The 26,490-nt window shown below is 38.2% G+C and carries 19 protein-coding genes; 5 read left to right on the forward strand and 14 right to left on the reverse strand.

Translation table 11 applies throughout. From position 1 onward, the window contains the following. Nucleotides 1-34 precede the first annotated feature (34 nt). Entirely contained in the window at nt 35-1,120 is a 1,086-nt protein-coding gene (locus tag ACTJKN_RS18980) for an Ldh family oxidoreductase (RefSeq protein ID WP_440827304.1), read from the forward strand. A 149-nt stretch (nt 1,121-1,269) separates the two neighbouring features. Here the strand turns inward: ACTJKN_RS18980 and ACTJKN_RS18985 are convergent, their stop codons facing one another. The 10 genes from ACTJKN_RS18985 to ACTJKN_RS19030 all read right to left on the reverse strand — a co-directional run bounded on the left by ACTJKN_RS18985 (nt 1,270) and on the right by ACTJKN_RS19030 (nt 16,506). Continuing rightward, the gene (locus tag ACTJKN_RS18985; protein WP_440827305.1) at nt 1,270-3,939 is read right to left on the reverse strand and encodes a glycoside hydrolase family 3 C-terminal domain-containing protein; all 2,670 of its coding nucleotides are present in this window, start codon (nt 3,937-3,939) and stop codon (nt 1,270-1,272) included. 2 nt (nt 3,940-3,941) lie between these two features. Beyond that, nucleotides 3,942-5,363, reverse strand: coding sequence for an alpha-L-fucosidase (locus ACTJKN_RS18990; protein ID WP_440827306.1), 1,422 nt, complete (start codon nt 5,361-5,363; stop codon nt 3,942-3,944). 55 nt (nt 5,364-5,418) lie between these two features. Beyond that, nucleotides 5,419-7,011, reverse strand: coding sequence for a SusD/RagB family nutrient-binding outer membrane lipoprotein (locus ACTJKN_RS18995; RefSeq protein ID WP_440827307.1), 1,593 nt, complete (start codon nt 7,009-7,011; stop codon nt 5,419-5,421). 20 nt (nt 7,012-7,031) lie between these two features. Further along, nucleotides 7,032-10,298, reverse strand: a complete 3,267-nt coding sequence (locus ACTJKN_RS19000) for a SusC/RagA family TonB-linked outer membrane protein (protein ID WP_440827308.1) — start codon at nt 10,296-10,298, stop codon at nt 7,032-7,034. Between the two features lie 104 nt (nt 10,299-10,402). Beyond that, nucleotides 10,403-11,593, reverse strand: coding sequence for an ROK family protein (locus tag ACTJKN_RS19005; RefSeq protein ID WP_440827309.1), 1,191 nt, complete (start codon nt 11,591-11,593; stop codon nt 10,403-10,405). A gap of 148 nt (nt 11,594-11,741) precedes the next feature. Next, entirely contained in the window at nt 11,742-12,935 is a 1,194-nt protein-coding gene (lepB, locus tag ACTJKN_RS19010; RefSeq protein WP_440827310.1) for a signal peptidase I, read from the reverse strand. 145 nt (nt 12,936-13,080) lie between these two features. After that, complete coding sequence (gene dapB / locus ACTJKN_RS19015; RefSeq protein WP_230146256.1) at nt 13,081-13,815, reverse strand: 4-hydroxy-tetrahydrodipicolinate reductase; 735 nt, start codon at nt 13,813-13,815, stop codon at nt 13,081-13,083. Between the two features lie 246 nt (nt 13,816-14,061). Next, a complete protein-coding gene (locus ACTJKN_RS19020) occupies nt 14,062-14,787 on the reverse strand; it encodes a DUF5683 domain-containing protein (protein ID WP_440827311.1) in 726 nt (241 codons plus the stop codon). Then, nucleotides 14,787-15,695 (reverse strand): ParB/RepB/Spo0J family partition protein, encoded by a 909-nt coding sequence (locus ACTJKN_RS19025; RefSeq protein ID WP_029280116.1) that lies wholly within the window; start codon nt 15,693-15,695, stop codon nt 14,787-14,789. The genes ACTJKN_RS19020 and ACTJKN_RS19025 overlap by 1 nt, the downstream gene beginning before the upstream one ends. 7 nt (nt 15,696-15,702) lie before the next feature. Beyond that, nucleotides 15,703-16,506, reverse strand: a complete 804-nt coding sequence (locus ACTJKN_RS19030) for a ParA family protein (RefSeq protein ID WP_029280114.1) — start codon at nt 16,504-16,506, stop codon at nt 15,703-15,705. Between the two features lie 180 nt (nt 16,507-16,686). Here ACTJKN_RS19030 and ACTJKN_RS19035 point away from each other — a divergent pair, with 180 nt between their 5' ends. Further along, complete coding sequence (locus tag ACTJKN_RS19035; RefSeq protein WP_440827312.1) at nt 16,687-17,208, forward strand: NADPH-dependent FMN reductase; 522 nt, start codon at nt 16,687-16,689, stop codon at nt 17,206-17,208. A 961-nt stretch (nt 17,209-18,169) separates the two neighbouring features. After that, nucleotides 18,170-19,921 carry an ATP-binding protein gene (locus ACTJKN_RS19040; RefSeq protein ID WP_440827313.1) on the forward strand — a complete coding sequence of 584 codons (1,752 nt, stop codon included), beginning with the start codon at nt 18,170-18,172 and terminating at the stop codon, nt 19,919-19,921. A gap of 116 nt (nt 19,922-20,037) precedes the next feature. Here the strand turns inward: ACTJKN_RS19040 and ACTJKN_RS19045 are convergent, their stop codons facing one another. From ACTJKN_RS19045 to ACTJKN_RS19060, 4 genes are all read right to left on the reverse strand, one after another. Next, the gene (locus ACTJKN_RS19045; protein WP_440827314.1) at nt 20,038-20,514 is read right to left on the reverse strand and encodes an acyl-CoA thioesterase; all 477 of its coding nucleotides are present in this window, start codon (nt 20,512-20,514) and stop codon (nt 20,038-20,040) included. A 428-nt stretch (nt 20,515-20,942) separates the two neighbouring features. Continuing rightward, nucleotides 20,943-23,087 carry a glycoside hydrolase family 97 protein gene (locus ACTJKN_RS19050; protein ID WP_440827315.1) on the reverse strand — a complete coding sequence of 715 codons (2,145 nt, stop codon included), beginning with the start codon at nt 23,085-23,087 and terminating at the stop codon, nt 20,943-20,945. A 193-nt stretch (nt 23,088-23,280) separates the two neighbouring features. Continuing rightward, on the reverse strand, nt 23,281-24,534 hold the full coding sequence (locus ACTJKN_RS19055) for a DUF2130 domain-containing protein (protein ID WP_440827316.1): 1,254 nt from the start codon (nt 24,532-24,534) through the stop codon (nt 23,281-23,283). 105 nt (nt 24,535-24,639) lie between these two features. Further along, nucleotides 24,640-25,020 carry an OsmC family protein gene (locus ACTJKN_RS19060; protein WP_440827317.1) on the reverse strand — a complete coding sequence of 127 codons (381 nt, stop codon included), beginning with the start codon at nt 25,018-25,020 and terminating at the stop codon, nt 24,640-24,642. 183 nt (nt 25,021-25,203) lie between these two features. Between ACTJKN_RS19060 and ACTJKN_RS19065 the strand changes: the two genes are divergently transcribed. Both ACTJKN_RS19065 and ACTJKN_RS19070 read left to right on the forward strand, forming a co-directional pair. Next, the gene (locus ACTJKN_RS19065) at nt 25,204-25,569 is read left to right on the forward strand and encodes a YtxH domain-containing protein (RefSeq protein ID WP_440827318.1); all 366 of its coding nucleotides are present in this window, start codon (nt 25,204-25,206) and stop codon (nt 25,567-25,569) included. A gap of 285 nt (nt 25,570-25,854) precedes the next feature. Further along, a complete protein-coding gene (locus ACTJKN_RS19070; RefSeq protein WP_440827319.1) occupies nt 25,855-26,427 on the forward strand; it encodes a YdcF family protein in 573 nt (190 codons plus the stop codon). Nucleotides 26,428-26,490 lie beyond the last annotated feature (63 nt).

Consider the following 26,490-nt stretch of genomic DNA (forward strand, 5'->3'; position numbering starts at 1 on the left):
GTCCGGCGATCAAATCTTGACACTTAATACTAACATGAATTTCATCACTTTTACAGAAACCAATCTTAGGAATTTTACTTATAACGTTTTTAAAAAAATGGGCTGTTCTGATGAGCATGCCAATTTAGCAACCGATGTGTTAATCCGTTCAGATTTACGTGGAATCGACTCGCATGGCGTTGCCCGTTTAAGCGGTTATGTACGCCTTTGGGAAAAGAAAAGAATAAATGCGACACCTAATATTAAAATCGTACATGAAACACCTACTACTGCCACTGTAGATGGTGATGCAGGCTTAGGCTTAGTGGTTGCACCATTTGCCATGAAAGTTGCTATAGCAAAAGCAGAAAAATACGGTAGCGGATGGGTATCGGTTAAAAACTCCAACCATTTTGGTATTGCAGGTTACCATGCTCTAATGGCGGTGGAAAAAGATATGATCGGCATCAGTATGACCAATGCAAGCCCTTTGGTTGCCCCTACTTATGCGAACGAACGTTTATTGGGCACCAACCCTATGTGTTATGCTTTTCCTGCAGGGAAATACCCACCAGTAATTGTAGATATGGCCACAGCAGCGGCAGCAAACGGAAAACTGGAAATTGCCCAAAGAGCAAATAAAAATATTCCGGATGGCTGGGTTCAGGATAAAAATGGAGAAAACTCTACCGATCCGAACGAATTAAAAAATGGCGGTTCGCTCCTTCCTTTGGGCAGTGATAAAGATCATGGCAGTCATAAAGGTTATGGGTTAAGTGCTACGGTCGATATTTTATCAGCGGTGTTATCTGGCGCGAATTATGGCCCTTGGGTACCTCCATTTGTGGCTTTCTTAGAGCCATCGGCCAATCCGGTCGGCGAAGGACTTGGCCACTTTTTGGGCGCTATGCGTGTAGATGGTTTCAGACCAGCTGAAGACTTCAAAAATCATTTAGATAATTGGGTAGAACGCTTTAAAAGTGCAAAAACGATAGATCCTGATAAAAAAGTAATCATCCCTGGCGAACCTGAACATGAATTTGAACAGGAAAGGAAAATCAGCGGTATTCCGATCATTGATGTTGTGATAAAGGATCTGAATGAACTTGCAGTGAAGTTAGGGATAGCTGAGTTAGGTTAAAGATCCTTCGACTACGCTCAGGATGACATCCATGGTAAATTAATGTTTCCGCGGCAAAAATCCTGAACATAAAAAAGCCGCAGATTTAACCAGAATCTGCAGCAAAATTACTTGATATTGTTTATCCCCAACCATAGGAGGTATTTTTTTTAAGGCTTAACAGTTAAGTTATCTTTTAAATAAAGTGATTTACTTGATGATCCAATCATAATCCTATATTCCCCAGGAGCTACTTCCCATACATTATTGATATTGAGTGTTTGCAGCACCTCTTTATCCAGTTTGAATGAAATTACCTTTGTTTCGCCAACCTTTAAATGTACCCTCTGAAAAGCCCTCAATGCAAGAACTGGCTGCGCCAATTTGCTTAATAGCGGCCTCATGTACAACTGCACCACTTCTTCACCATCATAATTGCCAGTATTTTTAAGCTCGAAGCTTAAGTTAGCGGTTTCATTTTTAGCGATACTTTTACGGTTAAACCTCAAATTGTGGTAAGAAAAGTTGGTATAACTTAATCCGTATCCAAATGGAAAAAGTGGTTCGCCGCTTAAGTTGTTATAATCATCGCCTCTTCCAGTAGGTTTGTGGTTGTAGACCAATGGTAACTGCGATTCATCAATCGGGTAAGTAATTGGAAGTTTACCTGATGGATTTGCCTTGCCAAGCAATACGTCGGCAATGGCGCTACCGCCTGCTTCGCCTGGGTACCAAACATTTAAAACTGCACTTACTTTATTTAACCAAGGCTGCATATTAATGGCACTTCCACCGGTTAATACCACAATAATAGGTTTCCCGGTTTTTGCGAGTTCTTCCAATAGCATTTCTTGATTACCAGGCAGGTTTAACATCGCCCGATCTAAAAACTCTCCTTCTTTTATACCAGCAACAAATACGATTGCATCGTTATTTTTTGCAGCAGTCACCGCATCAGCTATTTCGTTTGATTCCCTGATATTATAATCCCAGATCAGTTTGATTTTACCATTGCCTTTGGGCTCAAAAAACTCGACCTTAATTGCATACTCCTTATTTTTCTCAAAATGAAATGGAACGGTCTTCGTATTGAAAGATTTTTTGTCCCAATTATCGATCAGTAACTGGTTATCCAAATATAATCGGTAACCATCATTTCCCTCCAATCCGATATTAACATCGGAATTTTGTGGCACCTTGATTTTACCGGCCCACCTTACCGAATAATCATCCAGTTGGAGCTGCTCATCTGGCGGGTATAATGTCCAACTGAAATTAACGGCCTTATCATTTACTTCTTTAACGGGTTTCCCTGAGAACTGAAGCCCTTTGTAATAGCTTCCCGTTAATCCTGCTTTCTGATTAGCAGAAAGAAACTGGCTGTCTATCGGAATATAAGATTGCAGTTCCCGGCTACTGCCTTTTACATAATTAACCTTAATGTTATTGGATACTGCGTTTTTTAAGCCCTCCAATATATTTATCTTATTGTTTCCGGTACCGCTGTAGCCACCTAATCTGGCTTCAATCGCATCTTCCCCTACCAGTAAGATCTGCTTTTCACTTTTTAACGGAAGCGTGTTGTTATCATTTTTCAGGAGCACAAAAGATTTTAAAGCGGCCTCTTTGGCTAGATTGTGATTACTTTGATCGCTCAGCATCTTTTCAGCAATACTTTCATCCACGTAAGGATGCTCAAACAGCCCCAGCTCGAATTTAGCTTTCAGCACCCTTGACAATGCATCATCTATTCTCGATTTGGGAATGCTACCATCTAAAAATGCGGGCAGAAAAAGTTTATAATGGTTATAATCTACCTGGAAGATTACATCAAGGCCGGCATTAATCGATTGCGCCGTAGCATCTTTATAATCTTTAGCTGTAAAATGTAATACATTGGCACCTCCAACTGCACCTGCATCAGAAATTACGAAACCTTTAAAGCCCCATTCTGTTTTTAGTTTAGTGGTGAGCAGCCATTTATTTGAGGTTGCCGGTGTACCAAAAACGCTGTTATAGGAAGTCATTAATGAACGGATACCTATGTTTTTAACCCCATCTTTAAATGCAGGAAAGTGGATTTCTTCTAAAAAATGTTTATCCATCTCTATCGGGTAGCTATCCCGCCCGCCATCGCCAACATTGGCAATAAAATGTTTTGGGGTAACAATGATATTCTGCCTTTCTATGGCATTCATAAAAGCATGGCCCAGAACGGTTGTTAGATAAGGGTCTTCTCCATAGGTTTCTTCTACCCTGCCCCATCTTACATCTGTAGCCATATTGATTACAGGTGCCAAAAGATCTCTCAAGCCACGTGCCCTTGCCTCATTGGCAATAGCGGCACCAATTTTGGCTACTAAAGTAGTATCAAAACTTGCAGCTAAACCAATTGATTGTGGAAAAGCAGTAGCACCTTGCCTAACCAAACCGTGTAAAGCCTCATCAAATGGAATGATGGGAATGCCCAAACGGGTTTCCTCAACAAAAAATTTTTGAATTTTATTTACTTTTTTAGCCAGAGAAAGTCCATCTTCAGAGGTATTATAGGTTAACATTTGTTGTGCATTACCACTTCCCTGGGCAGCAGCACTTACCTGCAAACCAAAAATACCGTTTTTAAATTGTGTCTTATTTTCAGTTGTAACATCTCCAGGAATCATAAATAACTGCCAGAATTTTTCTTCTGGTGTCATTCTCGAAATGAGGTCTTTTACCCTCAAATCGACACTTAATTTCGGATTTTTATAGGGTAAAGATTGCCCTTTAACTTGAGCAAAAAGGCTACTACAGAAAAATAATGCAGGCAATAAATATAGGTATCTTCTCGGTTTCGGCATTGCTAATTAGTTTCGGGCGTAAAAGAAAAAGTCAGGGCTGTTTTCTCCTCTGTTTTAGGAAAATCGAAGTGTACCTTGCCATCTTTCAATGTCCATTTTACCTTTTGGTTGGTGCTTAAAACAGTAATGAGACTGCCTTTTTTAGGAATACTCCCTTGCCATGAAATTTCTTTGTTTGGCGTATTGCTAATTAAACTGATACCGTAAATAGTTTTACCGTCTTTACTTTGCGTAAACCAGTTCTGTCCATCATGGTAGTTTTTGGTAATTCTTGTTCCGTATATGGCAACACCATTTTTACTGGTCCACTTACCAATTTCATCCAATCTTGTAATCAGATGATCAGGCAGCGTTCCATCAGCTTTTGGTCCAATACCTAAAAGCAAACTTCCACCTTTGGCCACTATTTCTACTAATTTATGAACCACTTCACCTGCCGATTTATATTGATCGTTGGGTACAAAACCCCAGGCTCCGCCTAAAGTCATGCAGCTTTCCCATGGATAATCCAACTGGTTTTCAGGAATTTTTTGTTCGGGGGTTTGGTAGTTTTCAAACTGGCCATGTACCGTTCTATCCACTACAATTAAACCAGGTTGTGCTTTTCTGGCATCAGCGGCAATCTTAGGCATATCAATATCCTGGCTCCACTCTGGAATAGGTGCTCCCCAAGAAAGTACTTCTTTATTTACGCTAGCCCGTGGACGGACCCATCCGCCATCTAACCATAAAATATCAATACTTCCGTAATTGTTCATTAGCTCTCCAATCTGGTTCTGGGTATAACTTTTGAACATATTCCACCGCCATTGATTCTTTCTGATGTCGTAATTGTTATTTCTATCTGCAGTGGCATATTTATCCCACCAATAGTATTGAGAATGCCAATCGGGTTTAGAAAAATAAGCACCGATCATAAAATTTTCCTTACGGAAAGCATCGAACACATATTTAGCTACGTCTTTTTTGGCATTGGTTGAAAAAGGACCTTTTGCAATGCTAAAATCAGATTGTTTGGTATCGAACATGGCAAAGCCATCGTGATGTTTGGTGGTAAACACCAGGTATTTCATTCCTGCACTTTTACCTGCTTTGGCCCATTGCTCAGGATCGAATTTTGTTGGATTAAATTTCTCGTTTAAGCCCCAATACCATTTCTTGTAATCATCGTACTTTATTGTACTGTCTCTGTCAATCCAGTCTTCTGAACAGATTGACCAAGATTCAATAATTCCAGGAACAGCATATAAACCCCAGTGGATAATCATCCCAAACTTTTTATCCTGCCAGTGTTCTAATTTCTTTTTTACTGCTTCATCTTTAGGCCATTCGTATTTGGTTGATTCTTTGAGGATATCGTTTCGTTGGGCAAAAGCGATATTAACGCAACAGATAAAGGCAATTAAAAGGCTAGGTAATTTCATATTTTAATATAATTAAAAATCCCGGCAGTTTCTGCCGGGATTTAATTTACAAGGATTAAGGCATCCAGAATATTTTAGTTTTGCGGGTATCTTTTGATGCTACTGCCTGATAGTTTTCGCTATTTAAACTTCTCTCTTTACCTGGATAAAGCAGCCTAGTTGGTGGCGTCTCAAAACCAACTAATTTACCTGTTGTTTGAAAAGTTAATACAGGGTATCCAGTTCTTCTATACTCAGACCATGCTTCAGTTGATTGAAGAACACCAAAATGTGCCCATTTTTGAGTTGCAATCTTAGCCAATTTTTCAGCTGCAGTGCCACTATATGATGCCGTTGAAGTATTTACCCAGGCATCAACTATTGCTGTAGATGGTAAATCAACTTTGGCATAAGCACCTGGATTTACATTATTAAGATAATAATAGAAAGCGACTGATTGTTTTAGACCTAAATCATATGCTGTTTTCGCATCGGTAGTACTTCCCCATCTCTCATAGGCTTCTGCTTTTAACAAGTTAACTTCTGAGGCGGTAATGAGAATTCCAGGAAGTTTTACGTTGAAAACAAATGTCCCAGAATCTAATACTGCAAACTTTCTAAAATTACTTTCTTGTTCAGTAGTAGTGAATGTATTTGGCATTGCTTTATAAGTTGCATTTTGTACAAACTTTCCATTAACGGTCTCGCCAAACTTGTCGTAAATCACTGGTATACGTGGGTCGTTGGCAGGGAGCATTAAAGTATTTAACATATAATCAGTTGCATACCAGCTACCTTCAAAAAATGCATCATGTAAGTCACTATTACTTGTTGTTAAAGGTTGCAATAAAACATCAGAATTAACTGGACTGTAATTTGCTACATTACCACCGTCTACTAGTGGGAAATTTGTTTGGTCGCCTAACATTTGAAGTATGGCAGTTTTAGCCGTTGCCTCGTCAGTCTTCGAAATACGCATTAATAGCCTCAAGCGTAATGAATTAGCATATCTAGTCCATTTAGAAACATCTCCCTTGAGCAATATATCACATTTTGCAAAAGCTGCTGTAGTGGTTGTCGCCTTAAAATATGTTGCCAAACTAGACAAATCAGAAATGAATGTTGAGTAAAGTGCTTTTTGCTCGTCGTATTTTGGATTTTTAATAGTGCTACTTGCAGGAAGACTACCAGCTTCTGAATATGGGATATCTCCCCACAAATCAACCATCTTTGCAGCCTGTTCAATCAGGACAACTTTAGCAGCTTGTAAAATTATACGTTGACTATTTTGATCAGCTGTAGAAAGTGAGTTAAATTTGTTCTCCATCACTCGATAAATCGCTAAAGGACCACTTCCATTTCCACCTGTACTATAAAAATCATCCCAATAATTTTGAGCATATCCATCATTTTGTTGATAGGCAGCATTCCCATTCGAGAAATATGCTGTTTGAGCATAGACGCCAGGCATTGTGCTCAAGAAAGTACGAACATTCCAATACTTTGCCGCTACTCGATCATTATTGAGCATTGCAGTAAATAACCCGGGTAAATTTGGCTCTAATACCTGTTCCGGATTGTTAAACTTTTCATCAATATCTTTCTTGCAGCCTAGCGTTGCAGCTAAAGCGAATACAAGAAAACTTGCCTTTATGATTAACTTTTTCATAATATCTTATTTATTAATGACTAAAAATTTGCGTTTAATGAGAATCCAAAGTTTCTAGATGCTGCAGTTGAGCCCACATCTACACCTTGCGACCACCATTTGTTTCCAAGCGGTGCCTCTGGATCCAGATCTTTCAAAGTTCTGTGGATGTAAAACAAGTTACGTCCGATCAATGAAAATCTTAAATTAGAAATTTTCAGTTTTTTAGTGAAAGAAGCTGGGATTTTATAGCTTAATACAACCTCTCTCATTTTGATATAATCATTATCAAAAATCTCTGCTTCAGTTAATGAACCTTCACCCCAGTTATAGGTAGTTAAGTAATAATCAGCAGCAGAAAGTACCTTAGTATTTGGCAATCCTGTTGTTTGGTTTACGCCCTGCAAAACTACACCATCGTTGTAGGTTTTACCATTGCTGCTATAACTTAAACCGCCGCTAGCTGCATCTCTGAATTCCATTGAATTTTCTAACATACCTGCACCACGCATATATTTCAAGTTAGGCGCAATCATTTTGCCACCGAAACGGTAATCGATAGTTACGTCTAATGCAAAGTTTCCGTAGCTAAAAGTGTTTGAGAAACCGCCAACCGCTTTAGGCATAATGTTTCCTGCCTTAACATAAACAGAATTATCCATTACATAGTAACCATCATCATTGATTAAGTAATTGCCATTTGCATCAGTTTTTCTTGGTCGGATGTAGATATTTCCCAATTCCTCTCCTGCTCTAGCTACGATTTTCGCTGTAGACTGATCAGAATAATAAAATGGAATTTCTGAATTTTGGTCTTTTAAAGAATTAACTTTTGATTTATTAGTCGAGAAATTCAAACGAGTATCCCATCTGAATTTACCAGAAACCGGAGTAGCATTTAAAGCCACCTCAAAGCCCCTGTTACCAATTTCACCTACGTTTACAATCTGATTTTGTGCACCGTTTGTGGATGTCACTTCTAATGGTAAAATTTGATTTTTGATTTTATTATCATAATAACTTACATCTAAGCCTAATCTTCCATTTAAGAATCTAGTTTCTAAGCCAAATTCTGCTTCATGTTTTTTCTCTGGTTGTAGATTTAAGTTTCCATAATTCCTAGCCGGTACCAACTGAGGAACAGATCCGTTAATAGTTTGTTGAGAAGTTTGTGTGTAAGAAACATTTGCCTCATAAATTGGGGGTGCATTACCCACCACACCATAAGAAGCTCGTAATTTTCCATAACTCCAGAATTTAGGCAACTTCCAAAGATCACTAAATACAAAACCACTGTTTACAGAATAATATGAGTATTGGTTATTTCCTGGAGGAAGAGTTGAAACATATTCTTGCCTGGCTGTACCTTCTGCAAATAAGAAATCTTTGTAGCTAAGGTTCATAATTCCTAAGTAAGCATATTTTAGCTGCTCTTTACGCGCTTCAGTAGTTTCCAAAATACCGAAAGAATTTTTTAGAGTGAAGAAGTTTTCATTCACCAAACCTAAAGTGGTATTTGATTTCAAATCCTTATAAGTCTCTTTTCTGCCTTGATAACCACCGCTCACAGAAAGACCAAAATCTTTCCCAATCTTATTTGAATAAGTTAATAATGCATCACCATAAAGAACTGAGTATTGCCCTTGAGTTGTAGTATAAGCACCTGTACTGTTATTTGCATTCAAAGCACTAGGAATTTCGGTAAACTGGCGATTTTCAGTTTTAACACCGGTATAGTCATTACCAATACGTCCTCTTAACTTTAGGTTTTTAGCCACATCATAGTTTAAAGTGAAACTGGATAACAACCTATTTTCGTTCTCATCATATTGGTTTTTCAATTGCTGCCAATAGAAATCCAACAAATTTGTCGCCCTAATATTAAAAATAAATGGTTCAGGACGATTAATTTGATCAAAAGTAGCATACTTGTAACCATTACTCGTTTGAAATTTCTCTTTCATCAAGTCCATATCTTCCGCACGGCTGAAAAAACCAGCAAACGAGCCTAAAACCTGACCTAATTGGTAAGGCCTGTTTTTGGTAATGGTATTTACATAACTTACAATCACATCTGCAGATAATTTAGGTGCAAGTTTGATAGTAGAATTTAAATTAAAGGTATTTTTAGCACCGGTATTTCCTGGCTGGGTACCTTTATAATCTAAACGGGAAGCAGAGAAACGATAGTTAACCCCTTCTGTCTGATTAGAAATTGCAACGTTTGCATTAGAAGTATATCCATTTTGATACACATCTCTGTAGTTATTTGGTTGAGGAGAGTATGAACGAATTGAACCATCCCACCATCTTACTTGTTGGCCATCCATTTTAGGACCAAAATTCCCGTAAGCTCTGAAATAAGGTCTGAAACCACTTGGAGAGTTAGCATCAGGAATCCAACCTTCTTCTGTAGCACCGTTTGCTACGTTAGTTTCTCTATCATAACCCGGGCCATAAGTATTTTGGAAATTAGGTAAGAAAGCAACCTGATCTATTGATCCCTGATAGTTAAAATCAACACCCAAACCTCTGTTTTTAGACCCTTTTTTAGTGGTAATTACCACAACACCACTCGCCGCATCAGAACCGTACAGCGCAGAAGCACTTGCGCCCTTTAATACCGTTAAGCTTTCAATATCCGCAGGATTAATATCTAAGATACCGTTACCACGAACACGTTGATCATCCCAATAGTTATTGTTGTTTGCTCCTGCTGCACCATTTTGCCCATCATTTCTGATCATTACCCCATCCACAACATATAAAGGTTGTTGATTGTAGTTAATAGAGTTAATACCCCTGATCTGAACGTTTACCGCACTACTAGCTCCACCTGGAGCTGTTGTAATTTTAACACCTGCAGCTTTACCATAGAGCGCTGATGCAAAATTTGTGTTGCCTGCTTCGGTTAATTGCTTAGCCGTTACCGTACTTACTGCATAACCAAGAGATTTTTCCTGGCGCTTAATCCCCAACGCAGTTGTTACTACGTTAACTTCATCTAGCTGATTAGAACTTTCTTTTAGAATTACATCTATTGATGTTTGAGTGTTTATGCTAATTTCTTGCTTGGCATAACCTATTGCAGTAAACACTAAAATTTCGTTAGGGCTTACTGATATAGAGAATTTCCCACTGCCATCTGTTTGAGTTACTTTTGCAGTTCCTTTAACAGAAACGCTTACACCGGGAAGAGGCCCTGACGCGTCTTTTACCGTACCGGTAATATTCTTCTGTGCAAAAGCTGTTATTGTTAAAAAACATAACAACAACATACTTATACACTTTAAGTACATTTTTTTCATAATTTTTAGTTTAGTTAGTTTAAAATAAGTTTAAGGTAGCGTGAGACTTGGTAAGTTGATTTTTTATTTTTGCATATGCCTTGGTTTTATATTTAAGAATCTCTTTAGTCAAATTGATTATATTCTACTGTTAAACTCCCTGCAGCCAATAATTCAGCTTCATCCGTTAGGGTAGAGAGCTTTATTTCGGTCTGTTCGGCTATTCGGGGAATACAAAACTCATGGATAGCTTGTTGAATTGGCGGCAAAAGCATTTTACCTGCTTTAGCGCCTCTTCCACTTAAAACAATACACTGAGGGTTTAAAAGATGGATTAATGTGGCTACTCCTTTGCCCAATTGAAAAATAGCTTTAGCCAGTACTGATATGGCCACAGGATCTTGTTGGCTTACAGCATGTAAGAAATGATCAGCAGGGTGTTTACTTTTGTCTTTAAACAGTTTTTTCATACTCGATTCAGCACCTCCAGCTATTGCTTCTTCTGCCCGCTTAGCCATCACTAATAATGAAGTATCAACCTCTAAGCAGCCTCTTCTGCCACAGGAACATAAATTGTCGCTGTCTGAAAGTGGGATGTGACTAAACTCACCAGCACTGCCACTACTGCCGCGGTATAATTTGCCGTTTACAATTATTCCCAAGCCCGTTCCCCAGCCAATATTAACCACCATCACATCTTTTAAATTAACAGCTTCTCCGAAATTTAATTCGGCCAGCGCAATCAGACTAGAATCGTTATCTATATGTACTGGTAAATTGATTTTAGAAGAAAGATAATTTTGTAAGGTTGTTCCTTCTTTAACTTTAAGAAAAGAGTGGTTAATTCCCTCATCAGCATTAACAAAACCTGGCATACCAATACCAACTCCTAAAATATCTGTTCTGTTGATTTTAGATTGATCGATACTGGTATTGATGAAATTTACAAGATCGCCTATGTTGCTTTCATTTGACGCCAATTCGAACTCTAAGGTTCGAACTGGTGTAACCATTGTTCTTGAAAGGTCGTAAATGGTCAGCCTGGATGTTAGCTGATCCATTGCAATGGCTACAATATATTTTTTTAAATTTGGATTGATCAGGAACATTGCAGCCCTTCTACCACCTGTTGACGGTGCAAAACCCTCTTCTATAATATAACCTTCTGCTATCAAATTATTAACCACAGCGGTAACCAAAGGCAAACTCTTTTGCGTCAGCTTACTCAAATCTGTAAGCGATAGCGATTTCTTATAGTATAAATGCTTAATAACACCAGCCCTAAGGCGCTGATTTTTCTCTACAATTACAGACATGATATTTGATTACAGCTCAAACTTAAAAAATATTTTTAAAACATCATAATACTTTTTAATTTTTTTTAAAAGTTAATTATCAATTGACTATAAACAAAAAGGGCGAATAATCTTTGATTATCCGCCCTTTTTAAAGAATTATATTTTATTAATGGATGCCCATAAACAACCTGCTCCATCTTATTTTATGCAAGAAAGATGCGGTACTATCCCAGCTCATCCAAACAAATAAAGCTTTACCTACAATATGGTCTTCGGGCACAAAACCCCAATAACGCGAATCAGCCGAATTATGGCGGTTATCACCCATCATCCAATAGTAGTCCATTTTAAAAGTATAAGTAGTGGCTACTTTATCATTAATATACCAAACACCTGCTTTTTGCTCTACTTTGTTTCCTTCGTAAGTTCTAATAGCCCTGTAATACAGCGGCATGGTATTACTATCAATTTTAACGGTCCATCCTTTTGAAGGGATTTTAATCGGCCCGAAGTTATCCCTGTTCCATACTCTGTTTGGATCGTTCGGAAAAACGCCTCCCGGAACAGCTCCTGCAGGGTCTGGACTTAAGGTAACTGATTTTACAAAATCAAATGTTTTTAATTTATCAGCAATTTCTGGCGAGGCATCTACAATGTATGTCTTATCTGCAACAGCAGGTGATCCGCCTAAATTCAGCTTAAACTCATCAAGTACAGAATAATTAAAATCCATGGTTTTAAACTCGATGCGATATGGCATCATACCAGTGTTTTTTAAAGGCTCATTTTTGCCATTTACATTGGCAACACCATTGCTCATCGAAATTACATCGCCCGGAATACCGATACATCTTTTAATAAAGTTTTCCCGTTTATCTACCGGGCGGTCTATTATCGTAAATGTGCTTCTAACCTGCTGCCTGCCCATGGTACGTTCTAATGCATAATAACTTTCTGCCTGGTTTTCTACAGCCACAGTGTCTCCTTCAGGAAAGTTGAATACCACAACATCGTTTCTCTTAATTTTAGATAAACCTGGTAAACGATGATATTTCCACTGCACACCATCCCAATAAGCTTTGGTAGAAGTGGTTAAAGGCATAGTATGGTGAGCAAACGGAAAAGCAACCGGAGTCATCGGGATACGTGCACCGTAATTAACTTTACTCACAAAAAGAAAATCGCCAATAAGCAAAGATCTTTCCATCGAACCAGATGGAATGGTGTAAGCCTCAATAAAAAATACGCGGATAATGGTTGCTGCTACTACTGCAAAAACAATTGCATCAACCCACTCACGGGTTTTAGTTTTTTTCTTCTTTGGGGCATCTTTTTTTCGTTGCCAGAATTTATAATTCATATATCTTATTTTTGGTTTGCGATTTATTAATCGGTTACCTGTTATCCTTCGGTGTGATTACACAGATTTTTATCTGTTTGGTTATTCAGTTAATTGCATAAATCGCTTAACTGAAAACTGCCAATTTTCAACTGAAAACTATTTCCTATTCAAAAATATCAGTAATGCTGAAAAATCCTTTTTTATCTTTCAACCATTCTGCCGCCACAACTGCACCTAAAGCAAAACCAGCTCTATTATGGGCAGTGTGTTTAATTTCTATTTCATCTACCTCACTGCTGTAAATTACAGTGTGTGTACCTGGAATATTTTCTATCCTATGCGATTCTATCAGCAATTGTTCTGCTTTCGGAAACAATTCAACATCAGTTCCTACCACTTCGTTTAACCACTCCTGTTTTCTGTCCAGGTTATCTACAATCCCTTCTGCAAGGGTAATGGCCGTACCACTTGGTGCATCCAGTTTTTGTGTATGATGAATTTCTTCAACCTGAACCTCATAGGCAGGGTAGTTATTCATCAGCTTGGCCAAAGTTTGGTTCAGCTTAAAGAATAAATTTACGCCAATACTAAAGTTAGACCCATAAAGTAGCGTATTGTTACTGTTGTTGCAATCATCTTTTACCTCCTGGAGTTTGCCATACCAGCCTGTTGTACCTACAACTATAGGCACATTGGCATCAAAGCAGGCGTCAATATTTTTTAAAACCGAATCAGGTGTACTAAAATCGATGGCTACATCAGCCGATTTTAAATTTTGTCTGGTTAAATCATCCTGATTATCGATCGTTATTTTTAGAACAATTTCGTGGCCACGTTCAACCGCAAATTTTTCGATAATCTGCCCCATTTTACCGTATCCTAAAAGCGCAATTTTCATGTGTTTATAGTTTAGTTTTAATCGTTATGAAGCTATCAGATTTTTCACCAATGTAGATGTTTTAATGGTGTTTCAAGAAGGCTTGAGCCATTTATTCATTTAAGTTTGGTTTGAAAAATCATGATGGTTTCATGTGTTTATATTTATTTTCAGTTTTTATTCTTTTTATATCTAACCCTTAGCAGCGGATAAACAATTATAGTTTCATCTGTAATATAATATTGAGTATCATGATGATTTTTGATATTAAAATGTTAGTGATAATTTTAACGCAGGCGTTGCATTGAAACCATACATCGAATTGGTATTAATCATCGATGGCATTACCTTAAAAGAAAGGTTATCATCAATATTAAAAAAATGCAAACGGGCTGCAACATAGGCATCAACTACATTGGCGAAATAAACCAAACCGTAAGAGAACAATACAATCTGTTTATTTCTTCTATAGGTATCTTTACGTTGGGTTATGCCTGTAGTAGAATAACGGCTGCCAAAAGGACCGTTAGGATCAGGTTGATCACCATGCGAGTCGCGATACTGTAATTCTGTTAGTGCTAAATTATATTGTTTGCTACTTTCTATATACGACATGGTAAGTACGGTTATGCCTCCATAAATACCTGCAATTTTAGCACTCGTGTACAGTTTTTGCCATATCTGGCTTTTACCAGCTCTTGTACCATAACCGTCATTAAGCAATTGCATATTATACAACTGCCCCCAGCCGGGTATAATCATCGATCTGAAAACCGCTTTTCTACCGGCAACCTTACCCGGATTAACATACTTGGCTTTCATCGAATCCTTTCTGGTCATCGGTTTTTTAGCCGCAGTGTCTAACGATTTAGATAATTTAATTTTTGAAGTATCAGCAGGTTTTAATACCGTATCCTTAACCTGCGCCGAGGCTAAGTTTACAAGAAAAAATGTAAATGCAGCAACCAGTATTAAAAGCTTAGTCTTTTGCATTACCAGTCTAATAACTCTAAAATTCGGTTTAAGTCGTCATCACTCATAAAAGGAATTTCTATTGCTCCTTTACCGTTCTGACTTACTTTTAACTTTACACGGGTAGCAAATTTAGAGGCCAGATCGTCCTGTAATTTTTGATATTGAAAAGAAACAGCTTTTTCTTTCGATTTTTCGCTGCCTTTTAAAGGTACATGCTGCAGATTACGTACAAGCTCTTCTACCTTACGTACCGATAATCCTTTTTCTAAAATTTCCTGGTGGATAAACAATTGTTTGTCAACACCATCAACATTAATTAAGGCTCTTGCATGCCCCATGCTAATTTTCTGATCGCGGATGGAAGCCTGAATAGCTGGCGGAAGTTTTAACAAACGCAGGTAATTGGTAACCGTTGTACGGTTTTTACCTACACGTTCGCCTAATTGCTCTTGTTTTAAGCCTACCTCGTCAATCATCCTTTGGAAACTCAATGCTACTTCAATGGCATTTAAATTTTCGCGTTGAATATTTTCGATCAAGGCCATTTCCAACATCTGTTGGTCGTTGGCACTGCGAATGTAAGCTGGAATCTGTGTTAAGCCAGCCAGTTTCGAAGCCCTGAACCTACGCTCGCCAGAAATGAGCTGGTATTTGTTTGCGCCAAGTTTTCTAACCGTAATGGGTTGTATTAAACCTTGTATCTTAATCGAATCGGCAAGCTCGTTTAAAGCTACCTGGTCAAATTCGGTACGTGGCTGGTATGGATTGGTTTCAACTTCAGTTAAACTTACGTGACTGATATTGCCAATCTGCTCGGTTTCGCTTACAGCATTTACCTGCTGTTTCGGCGGATGAGAAGATTCGCTATCATCTAAAAGCGCACTTAACCCTCTTCCTAAACCTGTTTTTCGCTGAAAAGATGTCATCTATAATTTATAAAGTTGCTGTTCCTATGTTTTCTTCTTCCTTTAAAAGGCCGTTTTTCTTTACAATTTCGCGGGCAAGATTAAGGTAGTTAATGGCACCTTTGCAGTTGGCATCGTGCATAATTACCGAAACGCCATAACTCGGCGCCTCACTTAAACGTGTATTACGTTGAATAATGGTATCGAAAACGAGTTCGTGGAAATGTGTTTTTACCTCTTCTACCACCTGGTTTGATAAACGTAAACGCACATCGTACATGGTTAGTAAAATACCTTCAATTTCCAGATCAGGGTTTAAACGGTTCTGAACAATTTTGATGGTATTTAATAACTTACCCAAACCTTCCAGCGCGAAGTACTCACACTGAACAGGAATAATAACCGAATCGGCCGCTGTTAAAGCATTGATGGTGATTAAACCTAAGGATGGTGAACAATCGATGATAATAAAATCATACTGATCTTTGATTTTCTCCAAAACCGCTTTCATTTTGTACTCGCGGTTGTTCAGGTTAATCATCTCGATCTCTGCACCAACCAGATCGATGTGGGCGGGCAGTAAATCTAAATTTGGCGTATCCGTTTTTTGGATGGCCTGTAAGGGATCGATATCATTAATGATACACTCATAAATACTATCTTTAATATTCCGGGGATCGAAACCGATACCTGAAGTCGAATTTGCCTGAGGATCAGCATCAACCAGTAAAGTTTTGTATTCTAGTACGGCCAAACTCGCAGCCAGGTTTATAGATGAAGTTGTTTTACCAACACCACCTTTTTGATTTGCTAATGCAATAATTTTGCTCATCTATGTATCCGAAATTTACTTAACGTTTATTTGGGCTGTGTTATTTATGCGTTTTAATTGGCAAAAAGTTCTATTTTTGCATTGTTTACGGCCTTTTTCACAATCAGCTAAGATACAAACTATATGGCAATTTTAGCAAGAAGCGTGTTTGGGTTTTACACATCTTATTAACAATTATCCATGATCACAATTATAGCCGCTACCAACAGGCCCAATAGCAATACGCTAAAAGTTGCTAAATATTACCAAAGGCAACTAAAAGAAAAAGGCGCTGATGCCAGTTTGTTCAGCCTGGAGCACTTGCCTATAGATGTTTTGAATACGGATATGTATGGCAAACGATCAGCAGCTTTTCAAGAAATCCAGAACATGATTAATAACACCGAAAAGTTTTTATTTATCATGCCAGAGTACAATGGAAGCTACCCAGGTGTACTAAAAGTATTAATAGATGCCTGTAATTTTCCTGATAGTTTTTATGATAAAAAGGCCGCTTTAATCGGCATTTCTTCTGGTAAATATGGCAATATCCGTGGTGTAGATCATTTCACTGGCGTTTGTCATTATATTCATCTGCATATTTTACCCTTACGTTTGCACATTCCAAATATTAAAACCGAGTTAGATACGGAAGGTAATTTCAATCATCCGGATACGATTAAGTTTACCAACGAGCAGATAGAAAAATTTATCAAATTCTAATCGTCATTCATTTTTCCTGCACCTTGCAACCCTAAATCATGGTACAGACCGTGCCACCTAAACCCGATGGGAAGCGGCACGTAGTAAAGCGGACAGCGGGGCTGCACCAACCTAAATTTTACCAAACCTGCTTTGCGAAAAAATAAAAATCCATTCTTTTTTTTGAAAAGCAAAGCCTGTATTTTATAGCAGCGTTTGTCCCTGCTCTCTGCTTTACTCCGTTGCACTGCGTGTTCGCTGCGATCAGGTTTAGGGACAAAAGAAAGTGCCATGACCTTAAAACCTTTTGAGTGATATTAAATTTTTATGCTCAGACGCCCTGCAGCCCTAAATCTTATTACCAGCCGCGCCACCTAAACCCGATGGGAAGCGGCACGCAGTAAAGCAGACAGCGGGAACTGTACAAACCTAAATTTTACCAAACCTGCTTTCCAAAAAAATAAAAATCCATTCTTTTTTTGGAAAGCAAAACCTGTGCTTCATATTAGCGTCACTCCTGCTTTCTGTTGCAAGTCCTCACTGCGCTGCGGGCTTTCCACTTCAATCAGGTTTAGGAACATAAAACAGCGCATTAAACCTTCAGAAGCAATGGTTCAAAATGATAAAAACCCTTCCAAAATGAAAATGTTTTTTGCTTAAAACAATCTCAAAAACATCATAAAATACTATTATACAACAACTTAAATAATAAACTAATCTACTGGCATAGCTATTGACTACTGGCTAAACAGATGCTATTTATCTAACCTTTGTTATATAATTTAGTTAATCAGGAAACAGATTTAATTATAACCTATTTTTACACAAAAAAGAGAGAATTGTTTTGCGTTAATAGCGAAAACCTCTCCTCCCTTTGCGGTTAAACTAAAAAAGTCATGAAACCATCAATGATTTTCAAATATCACACAATAAAATAAGCAAATCATGATCGCTTCATCACCACTAAAAAAAACATAAACAGATGAAAATCAAAACCAAGCTCCGCCTCGGATTCGGGTTTCTCTTTATAATCGTTTTATCCTTCGGATTAATAGCGCTCTTTTTCTTAAATGAGCTTTCCGATAAATCCAAGGTAATCCTTAAAGACAACTACAAATCGCTGAAATATGTTGCTGCTATGCGCAATGTAATTGATCAGAACCGATTTCCATTGAGCAGTACTCAACTGACCGTATTTAAGGAAAACTTAAAAAATGAAGGGTTAAACATTACCGAACCAGGCGAGAAAGTGGCTTATCAGAAATTGGAAACGGCTTTTAACGCGCTAGAAGGCACACAATCGTTAACCATTAAAGAAAATAGCATTAAAAATTTGCGCATGGCGCTGCAAAATATCGAACAGGTAAATATGAAGGCCATTTACGATAAAAATGAATTGGCTAACGAAACCTCATCGAGGGCAAACCTCTACATCATGATTGCCGCTACCCTGAGCTTTATTATCCTCTTTACGTTCATTGTAAACTTTCCAGGTTTTGTGGCGAACCCTCTTGCCGAATTTAGTGCAGCGATTAAACAGATCAGTCGTAAAAATTATAAACAGCGCCTGCATTTCGAAAATGAAGATGAGTTTACAGAACTGGCAGATTCCTTTAACGGCATGGTGGTTAAACTAAACGAATGGGAAAACAGCAACTTATCTAAAATTAAATCCGAAAAATCCCGTATCGAAGCCATTATTGCACAAATGCAGGATGCCATAATCGGCTTAAATGAACAGGGAGAAGTACTCTTTCTAAATCATCTCGCTGCAAAACTGATGAGTCTTGATGAGGATAAGGTTATTGGCCAGAATGTGGCCGAACTGATGCAAAAGAACGAGCTGCTTAAACGGATCATTAAACCCGAAACAAATGATAATACCCTAAAAATTTATGCTGATGATAAAGAATCTTATTTCCTGTTGGAAAACCGCGAAATCATCATTCCAAATTATGAAGAGCAGGATGAAAACACTTTAATAGCCTCTTCTAAATCTGCAGGAAGCGTTTACACGTTAAAAAATATTACGCAGTTTAAAGAACTCGATGAAGCCAAAACAAATTTTATCGCTACAGTTTCGCACGAGTTAAAAACACCACTATCATCTATCAAAATGAGCTTAAAATTGCTAAACGATGAGCGTGTGGGTGCCATGAACGAAGAACAGCATGAGTTGCTCAACCACATCAAAGAGGATAGCGACAGACTGTTAAAAATCACCAGCGAACTTTTAGATCTTTCGCAGGTAGAAACCGGTAATTTAAAACTCACTCTTGCCATAACCAAACCTGAAGAAATTGTAAGTTATGCCATTGATGCCGTTAAATTTCAAGCCGAACAAAAATCAATTCAACTGGTATTAAACTGCAATCATAACTTGCCGAATGTGAATGCCGATATCCAGAAAACAGCCTGGGTACTGGTTAACTTTTTATCGAATGCATTGCGGTACAGTTCAGAAAAATCGAAAGTGATGATCGATGTTTTCCAAAAGGATAAATTTATTGAGTTCTCTGTGCGCGATTTTGGAAAAGGTATTGACGAAAAATACCAGAAAAGGTTGTTCGACAGGTATTTCCAGGTACCAACCGATGGGCAGAATAAATCAGGCTCAGGCTTAGGCCTTGCCATTTCTAAAGATTTTATTGAAGCCGAAAACGGAAAAATATGGGTGGTAAGCGCTATTGGCGAAGGCAGTAAATTTTGTTTTAGCTTGCCAGTTGTGGAGTAGACTCTATTTCTTTTAACCGCAAAGACCGCAAAGTTGTACGCAAAGTATCGCAGAGGCAAAATGGAAGAAGGAAATTTGCAATGAAAAATCGCACGCCAAACGCCACCCTCACAGCGCTACACAATATACGGCTCCATTTCTTTATCAATGCTTTTACGCAGTTCCATTAATTTAATGGCGTAGCCATGCATGGCAATTTCTTTTTCGGTTTTTGGCTTAAAGGCCGGGATTGCTTTTGGTTGTCCATCGTCATCAACTGCAACAAAAACTATAATACAGTGTGTATTCTTCACAAAATCGGTCTGTCCTACCGGTTTCGAAAAAGCATCAACGGCAATATGCATACTGGTTTTACCCGTGTAAATAATGCGTGCTTCCATTTTAACCAAGTGCCCGATATGAACAGGATGAAAAAAACGGATTCCCCCAACATAAACTGTTACGCAATAAGTCTGGCTCCATTGTAAGGCACATGCAAAAGCAGCCTGATCAATCCATTTCATCATCATCCCACCATGTACCTTACCTCCATAATTAACATCAGAGGGCTCGCTTAAAAATTGAAGTTCGATATGGTTTTTGGTTCTGGCCATGGTAATCCTGTTAAAAATTGCTTAGTTTAAATGTGTTTGCTAAGATATTATAAAATAAGGTATTTTCCTGCAGTCAGCTGTTATGATCTGTTAAGTTGGCATCGCATGATTAATTATCAAATACAAAAAATAGTCCCGCAGATTAAGATGATTACCGCAAATTGATTGTTTTCTGCAGCTATTAGTGTGATCTGCACCCCGCTCAATCGCCATTCTGACTTCACCTCAGGATCTAACCAGCATGACAGATACTGAAATAGATTTTAATCCGTGTTTATCTGTGTACATCCGTGGCAAAAAATAGCCACAAAAAGCCGTAGCGAGACGTTACGACTAGATTCAGCGTTTAGTCGAATGTTACATCTTACTGATAGATAACGTAGTGTCAGTTGGTAACAACCGACACCACATCAATTCTAAACACAAAATTATTTCGCCATGATGCTAATCGCGTATCCTCCACCTGGTGCACAATATTGAGCTAATTTAGTTTTATTGGTTACCTCCATTTTGCGAATGGTATAGGCTTTAGGATTGGTTTCGTAATGGGCATCTTTTGCATCGGCATAAATGGTTGCAGTATATTTTTTGCCAGGATCCAAAAAGCTAAAATCGATTTTAGATGTTCGGGCCACTTCATCATTGGTACGGCCTACAAACCAGTTATTTTTACCTTTCGCTTTACGCGCAAAAGTGATATAATCGCCTGGTTCTGCTTCTAAAACTTTGGTATCGTCCCAATCTACCGCCACATCTTTAATAAACTGAAAAGCATCCATGTACTTGTTATACGTTTCAGGTAAATCGGCAGCCATTTGCAACGGGCTGTACATGGTAACGTAAAGTGCCAGCTGGCGGGCCAATGTACTGTGCACAAAAGAGGTATTTTCGGGGTTATAAACACTCACTTTAGTTTCAAAAATACCAGGGGTATAATCCATCGGACCACCAATTAAACGTGTAAAAGGTAAAATGGTAGTATGATCGGCATTATTGCCGCCAAAAGCTTCATATTCAGTCCCCCTTGCCGATTCGTTTCCAATTAAATTCGGATAAGTACGTGCCAGGCCTGTTGGACGAACAGCTTCATGTGCATTCACCATAATTTTATATTCTGCTGCTTTTTGGATGGCATACAGGTAATGATTGTTTAACCATTGGCCATAATGATGTTCTCCCCGTGGGATTATGTTGCCTACATAACCGCTTTTAACGGCATCGTAACCATTGGCTTTCATAAAATTATAAGCGGTATCTAAATGGCGCTCATAATTACGTACCGATGAAGAAGTTTCATGGTGCATAATCATTTTAATGCCTTTGCTTGCAGCATAACGATGGAGTTCTTTTACATCGAAATCCGGATAGGGCGTTACAAAATCAAATACATAATCTTTTGTTTTACCAAACCAATCTTCCCAGCCTTCGTTCCAGCCTTCAACCAAAACAGCATCTAATCCGTTTTTAGCCGCAAAATCAATGTATTCTTTTACATGTGCGGTATTTGCAGCATGTTTCCCATTAGTTTTTGTTTTGGCATAATCGGTTACTCCTAATTGCACACTGGTTAAATCATTATATGCCCAGGTACTTTTACCTGTAATCATTTCCCACCAAACACCCACATACTTGGTTGGCTTTATCCACGATACATCTTTAAATTTTGTTGGCTCGTTTAAGTTATAGGTTAGCTTTGAGGTTAAAATGTCACCTGCTTTATCACTCACAATAATGGTTCTCCAGGGCGATAAACAGGGTGCCTGCAAATAACCTTTATCGCCAACTGCATCTGGCGTTAGCCACGATTCTAAAACCATGTTTTTATCGTCGAGATTTAACGACATTAGCGAATAGTTGATCAATGCCGCTTCATGGATATTGATGTACAAACCATCTTTACTCTTCATCATTAAAGGCGTTTGTAAACCTGTTGGTGAGAAAGTAGTTTGCGACGCATTTGGTGTAACCGCAGCTTTCATTTTACTGCGTACTTCTGATAAGTTTGAGGTTACCGTACTGTATTCCTGTGTATCATAATCGCCCGGAAGCCAAAATGCTTTATGGTCGCCAGCCACGGCAAACTGGGTTTTCTCTTCTTTAATTATGAAATAATCTAAGTTTTTTTGCTCCGGAAATTCATATCTAAACCCCAAGCCATCGTTAAACAAACGTAACCGCACTATAATATAGCGGTTAGTTTCCTTCTGCGTTAAAGTTACCGCCAGTTCGTTGTAATGATTTACAATTTCTTTTACTTCGCCCCAAACCGGTTTCCAGGTTTCGTTAAAAGTGCTGGTTTTGGTATCACTTATGGTAAAACCGTTCATTAAAGATTTACCGTCTTTAAGTTCTAAACCCAATTTACTAGTTTTAATTACATCCTTACCCTTATACTTTAAACTATAAGTGGGCACTCCTCCATCAGCTAAAGAAAAGCTGGCCACCAGATTGCCATCCGGCGACTTCAAGCTCTTTTCGGGAACGTTCCCGAAAACATTCCCAAAAAATAGCATAGTGCATATTAAAGTAAGGATTTTAAAGCGGTTAAAGGATTGGTTAGGTTTCTTATTCATGTTATCATTTATTTTTTGTTATTACTATTTATATACATTAGAACTTGCAGGTTTTGGTTTGTTCAACACAGAAAAGATATTTAATAAATATCTCACAACACTCAATCGTACCTCTTCAGACACTAATCCAGTTAAAATTATTGCCTAAACCGCTCAGGTTTTCGAAATCTAAGCGGTTTAAATCGACGATAATTTACTCTAAAAGCAAAGTATCATCGTCATCATCAGTCAAACTCAACTGCACACTATCACTACCTGCAATGCCTTCTATCGAACCGCGGATATGGGTCGCATTTAACAATACTTTCTCTAACTGTTTTTCGCGTGCTTTCCATAAGCGTTCCATCGCATCACGCTCACGTTGTATGGATAGTTTCATGCTCATAAAACCTTCTCTAATGGCTTTCCATTGTTCTGAAAACTCTGCGCCCATGAGGTAATCGTAAAGCATGTGCATTTTTTCGCCGCGGTTTTCCTGCGATTTTACTGCACCGGCCAAGCGCAAAATACCTTCACGCAACACGTAGGCTACGGCATTTACTTCTTCGAAAGAGCAGATCCAAACCCCATCGCGCTGCCCGAAACAATCCATGCCTTTTGGGTAACATTGACTTACGATTACCGCTACATCAATGCCCATACTCCGCATATCTTTCTTCAGTTTTTCGATCCAGTCGCCACCAAAATCTTTGGTACGCTTGCTTTCGTAAATAATTTTACCGCATTCCTGTCCAAATTGGTTACGTACCACCTGTACACAATCTGCACCACGCACTCCTTTACCAACTTCTTCAATTAAATCGAAGGGATAATTGGTGCGGAGCAATTCTTCCAAAATCAGTTCCTGCACTTCGCCCTGCAATTGCATACTGCCCTGCTCAGCTTTACGTTTCATTTCTTCGGCCAATTTTTTCTGGTCGTCGAGCTGTTTTTCCAATTCCTTTAAACGCAATTGGTGTTCGGTATCTTTAATACTATTTTTTTCTGCCTCTTGCTTACGGATCTGTTCTACCAGCTCGTTACGCTGCTCTTGCATTTTACGTTGAAATGCAAGTTCCATTTCTTCTTCCTTTATTTTAAGACTTTCCTCACGGCGTAAAAACTCCAGTTCTTTTTCGCGGGCCAACTTTAGTTTTTCGGCATTATCTTTCGCATTACCCTCCAGCATTTGCAGTTTGGTTTCAAAATCGGCCGAAATGCTTTTACGCAGGTTTTCCTCCAGACTATCCTTAAGCTTGGTTTTCTCTTCAGCAAGTTTAGCATCAAAAGCTTTCAATTGCTGCTGTTTTTCTGATTCGAAAATCTGCAGTTTACGTTGATATTCTTCATCTTTCTGCCTTGCATACGCAGCCGCTTTCTCACGTAGCTCTTTCTTATAATCTTCGGCCATGGCTTCTTCCATCGGAAAAACATGGGCACAGTTGGGGCATTTTATTTCGGTAGGCATTGATTATTGTTTTAACCACCAGGTGCAAAACACACCAAGGTTTTTTTATTGGTAAAGATATTAAAGCTTTTTATCAATGTGTAAACGAGTTTTGCACCTTTACCATTAAAGTACCTTCGATCTGATTTCGTGACCGGAGGCCAAAATTTTACTTACAGGGCATTTTGCGGCAATTTCTTCCAATCTGATCTTTTGTTCTTCGGTAAGTATCCCAGTACATACAATTTCTTCAAAAAATATGGTTTCCCCATTTTCGGTATCAATATTTACTTCTACCTCAATTTTATCAATTGGCCATTGCTTTCTATCGGCATACATCCTTAAGGTAATGGCTACACACGATGCTAAAGAGGCCATTAACAATCCTTTTGGGGCAAAACCTTTATGGGTACCACCCAATTCTAAAGGTTCGTCCACTATAATATCATGAGAACCATTTGTTACAGAACATGCATAATGCTCTTTATTTATTGTCGCTTTTACCATATAATTAGTTTTAGTACCTCAAATATTGTGCTTTAACTTTAAACTTAGGTAAAAGTCTGGTCTTTTTTTGAAAATGAATTGAGAAGTCGAAAGCTTTAACAAAAAAGCTATTGATTGCTTTCCAAATCAAAAAACATCAAACATTATATCAAGCGAATTGTTCACTTATAAAACCACATGATCATGAAATACAGAAAGTTAATTGGAAAATATTTAAAGCACGAATCGGATAACAGTGCAAAAATAGCACTTGCTTTAGTGGCTGGTTTAGCCGCAGGTGCAGTAATTAGTATTCTATTTGCACCTGATAGCGGCGCAGGTACCCGAGGAAAAATTGCAGGCGGCGCCAGAAATCTTCGTTATGGATTCCAGGACAAATACAATCTTTTAAAAGAGAAGGTTTTTGGTGTTGAAGCTATTGAAGAAGATATTATTGAACATGAAGTACCTCATTTTAAACATACTGTTGCCAAGAAACGTAAATCAGATGTGAAAGAAATTTTAGAAAGTGCCCATGAAAATGGTCAGGTACAAGAAGGACAAGGATAAAAAAGTGTAAAGGTATTAATCGATTATTAGGTATATTTTAATCAATTAATACCTTGCCATCTCCCTTTTTCATTTAAACAAATTCTTAGTTTTACAGGATAATATCTAAATATGATTTTTATCCTCTCGAAGATTTTGCTTTTCCTCATTAAACCTATAGTGTGGATTTTTGTGCTTTTGATTTTCTCAATTGCATCAAAAAAACCTAAACAAAGAAAACGATATTTGGTCAGTGCTTTGATCATTTTCTTCTTTTTCTCTAATGCTTTTATTATTGGTAAAATAATGAACAGTTACGAAGCCAGCTATCCAAAAGTGGAAAAATACGACGTTGGAATTGTACTTGGAGGCTTCTCGGGCTTAAATAAACGTAATAATGAAATTGCTTTTAATTGGGCAGGAGATAGATTGTTCCAAGCAATCGCACTTTATAAAAAAGGAAAGATTAAGCAGATATTAATTAGTGGAGGGAGCGCAAATTTAATAGACCGAAAAATAAAAGAAGCTGATTTAGCCCTTCAATACTTAAAACGGATCGGTATTCCTGATACTGCAATCCTGATTGAAAACCAAAGTAGAAATACCATCGAAAATGCCAGATACAGCCTGGCGCTCATCGCGAAAAACAACCCTGAAGCTAAAATTTTAGTGATTACCAGTGCATGGCACATCCCAAGGGTAAAACTGATTTTTGATAAACAAGCAAAACAGAAAATTGAATATTACCCAACTAATTTTTCTGGAGATACTAAATTCGACTTAAGTGATTTCATCATCCCAAATGCCAGTGCATTAGGCGCATGGGAAATGTTGTTTAAAGAATGGATTGGTTTGGCTGTAGACGGTTTGAGGGCCTAGTTTGGTTAATAGTTAAGGTTCATTAGGCACGAGTAGAACTAATGAACAACTGACCATTGAACT

It is taken from the genome of Pedobacter sp. 22163 (assembly GCF_052045595.1).
Lineage (GTDB): Bacteria > Bacteroidota > Bacteroidia > Sphingobacteriales > Sphingobacteriaceae > Pedobacter.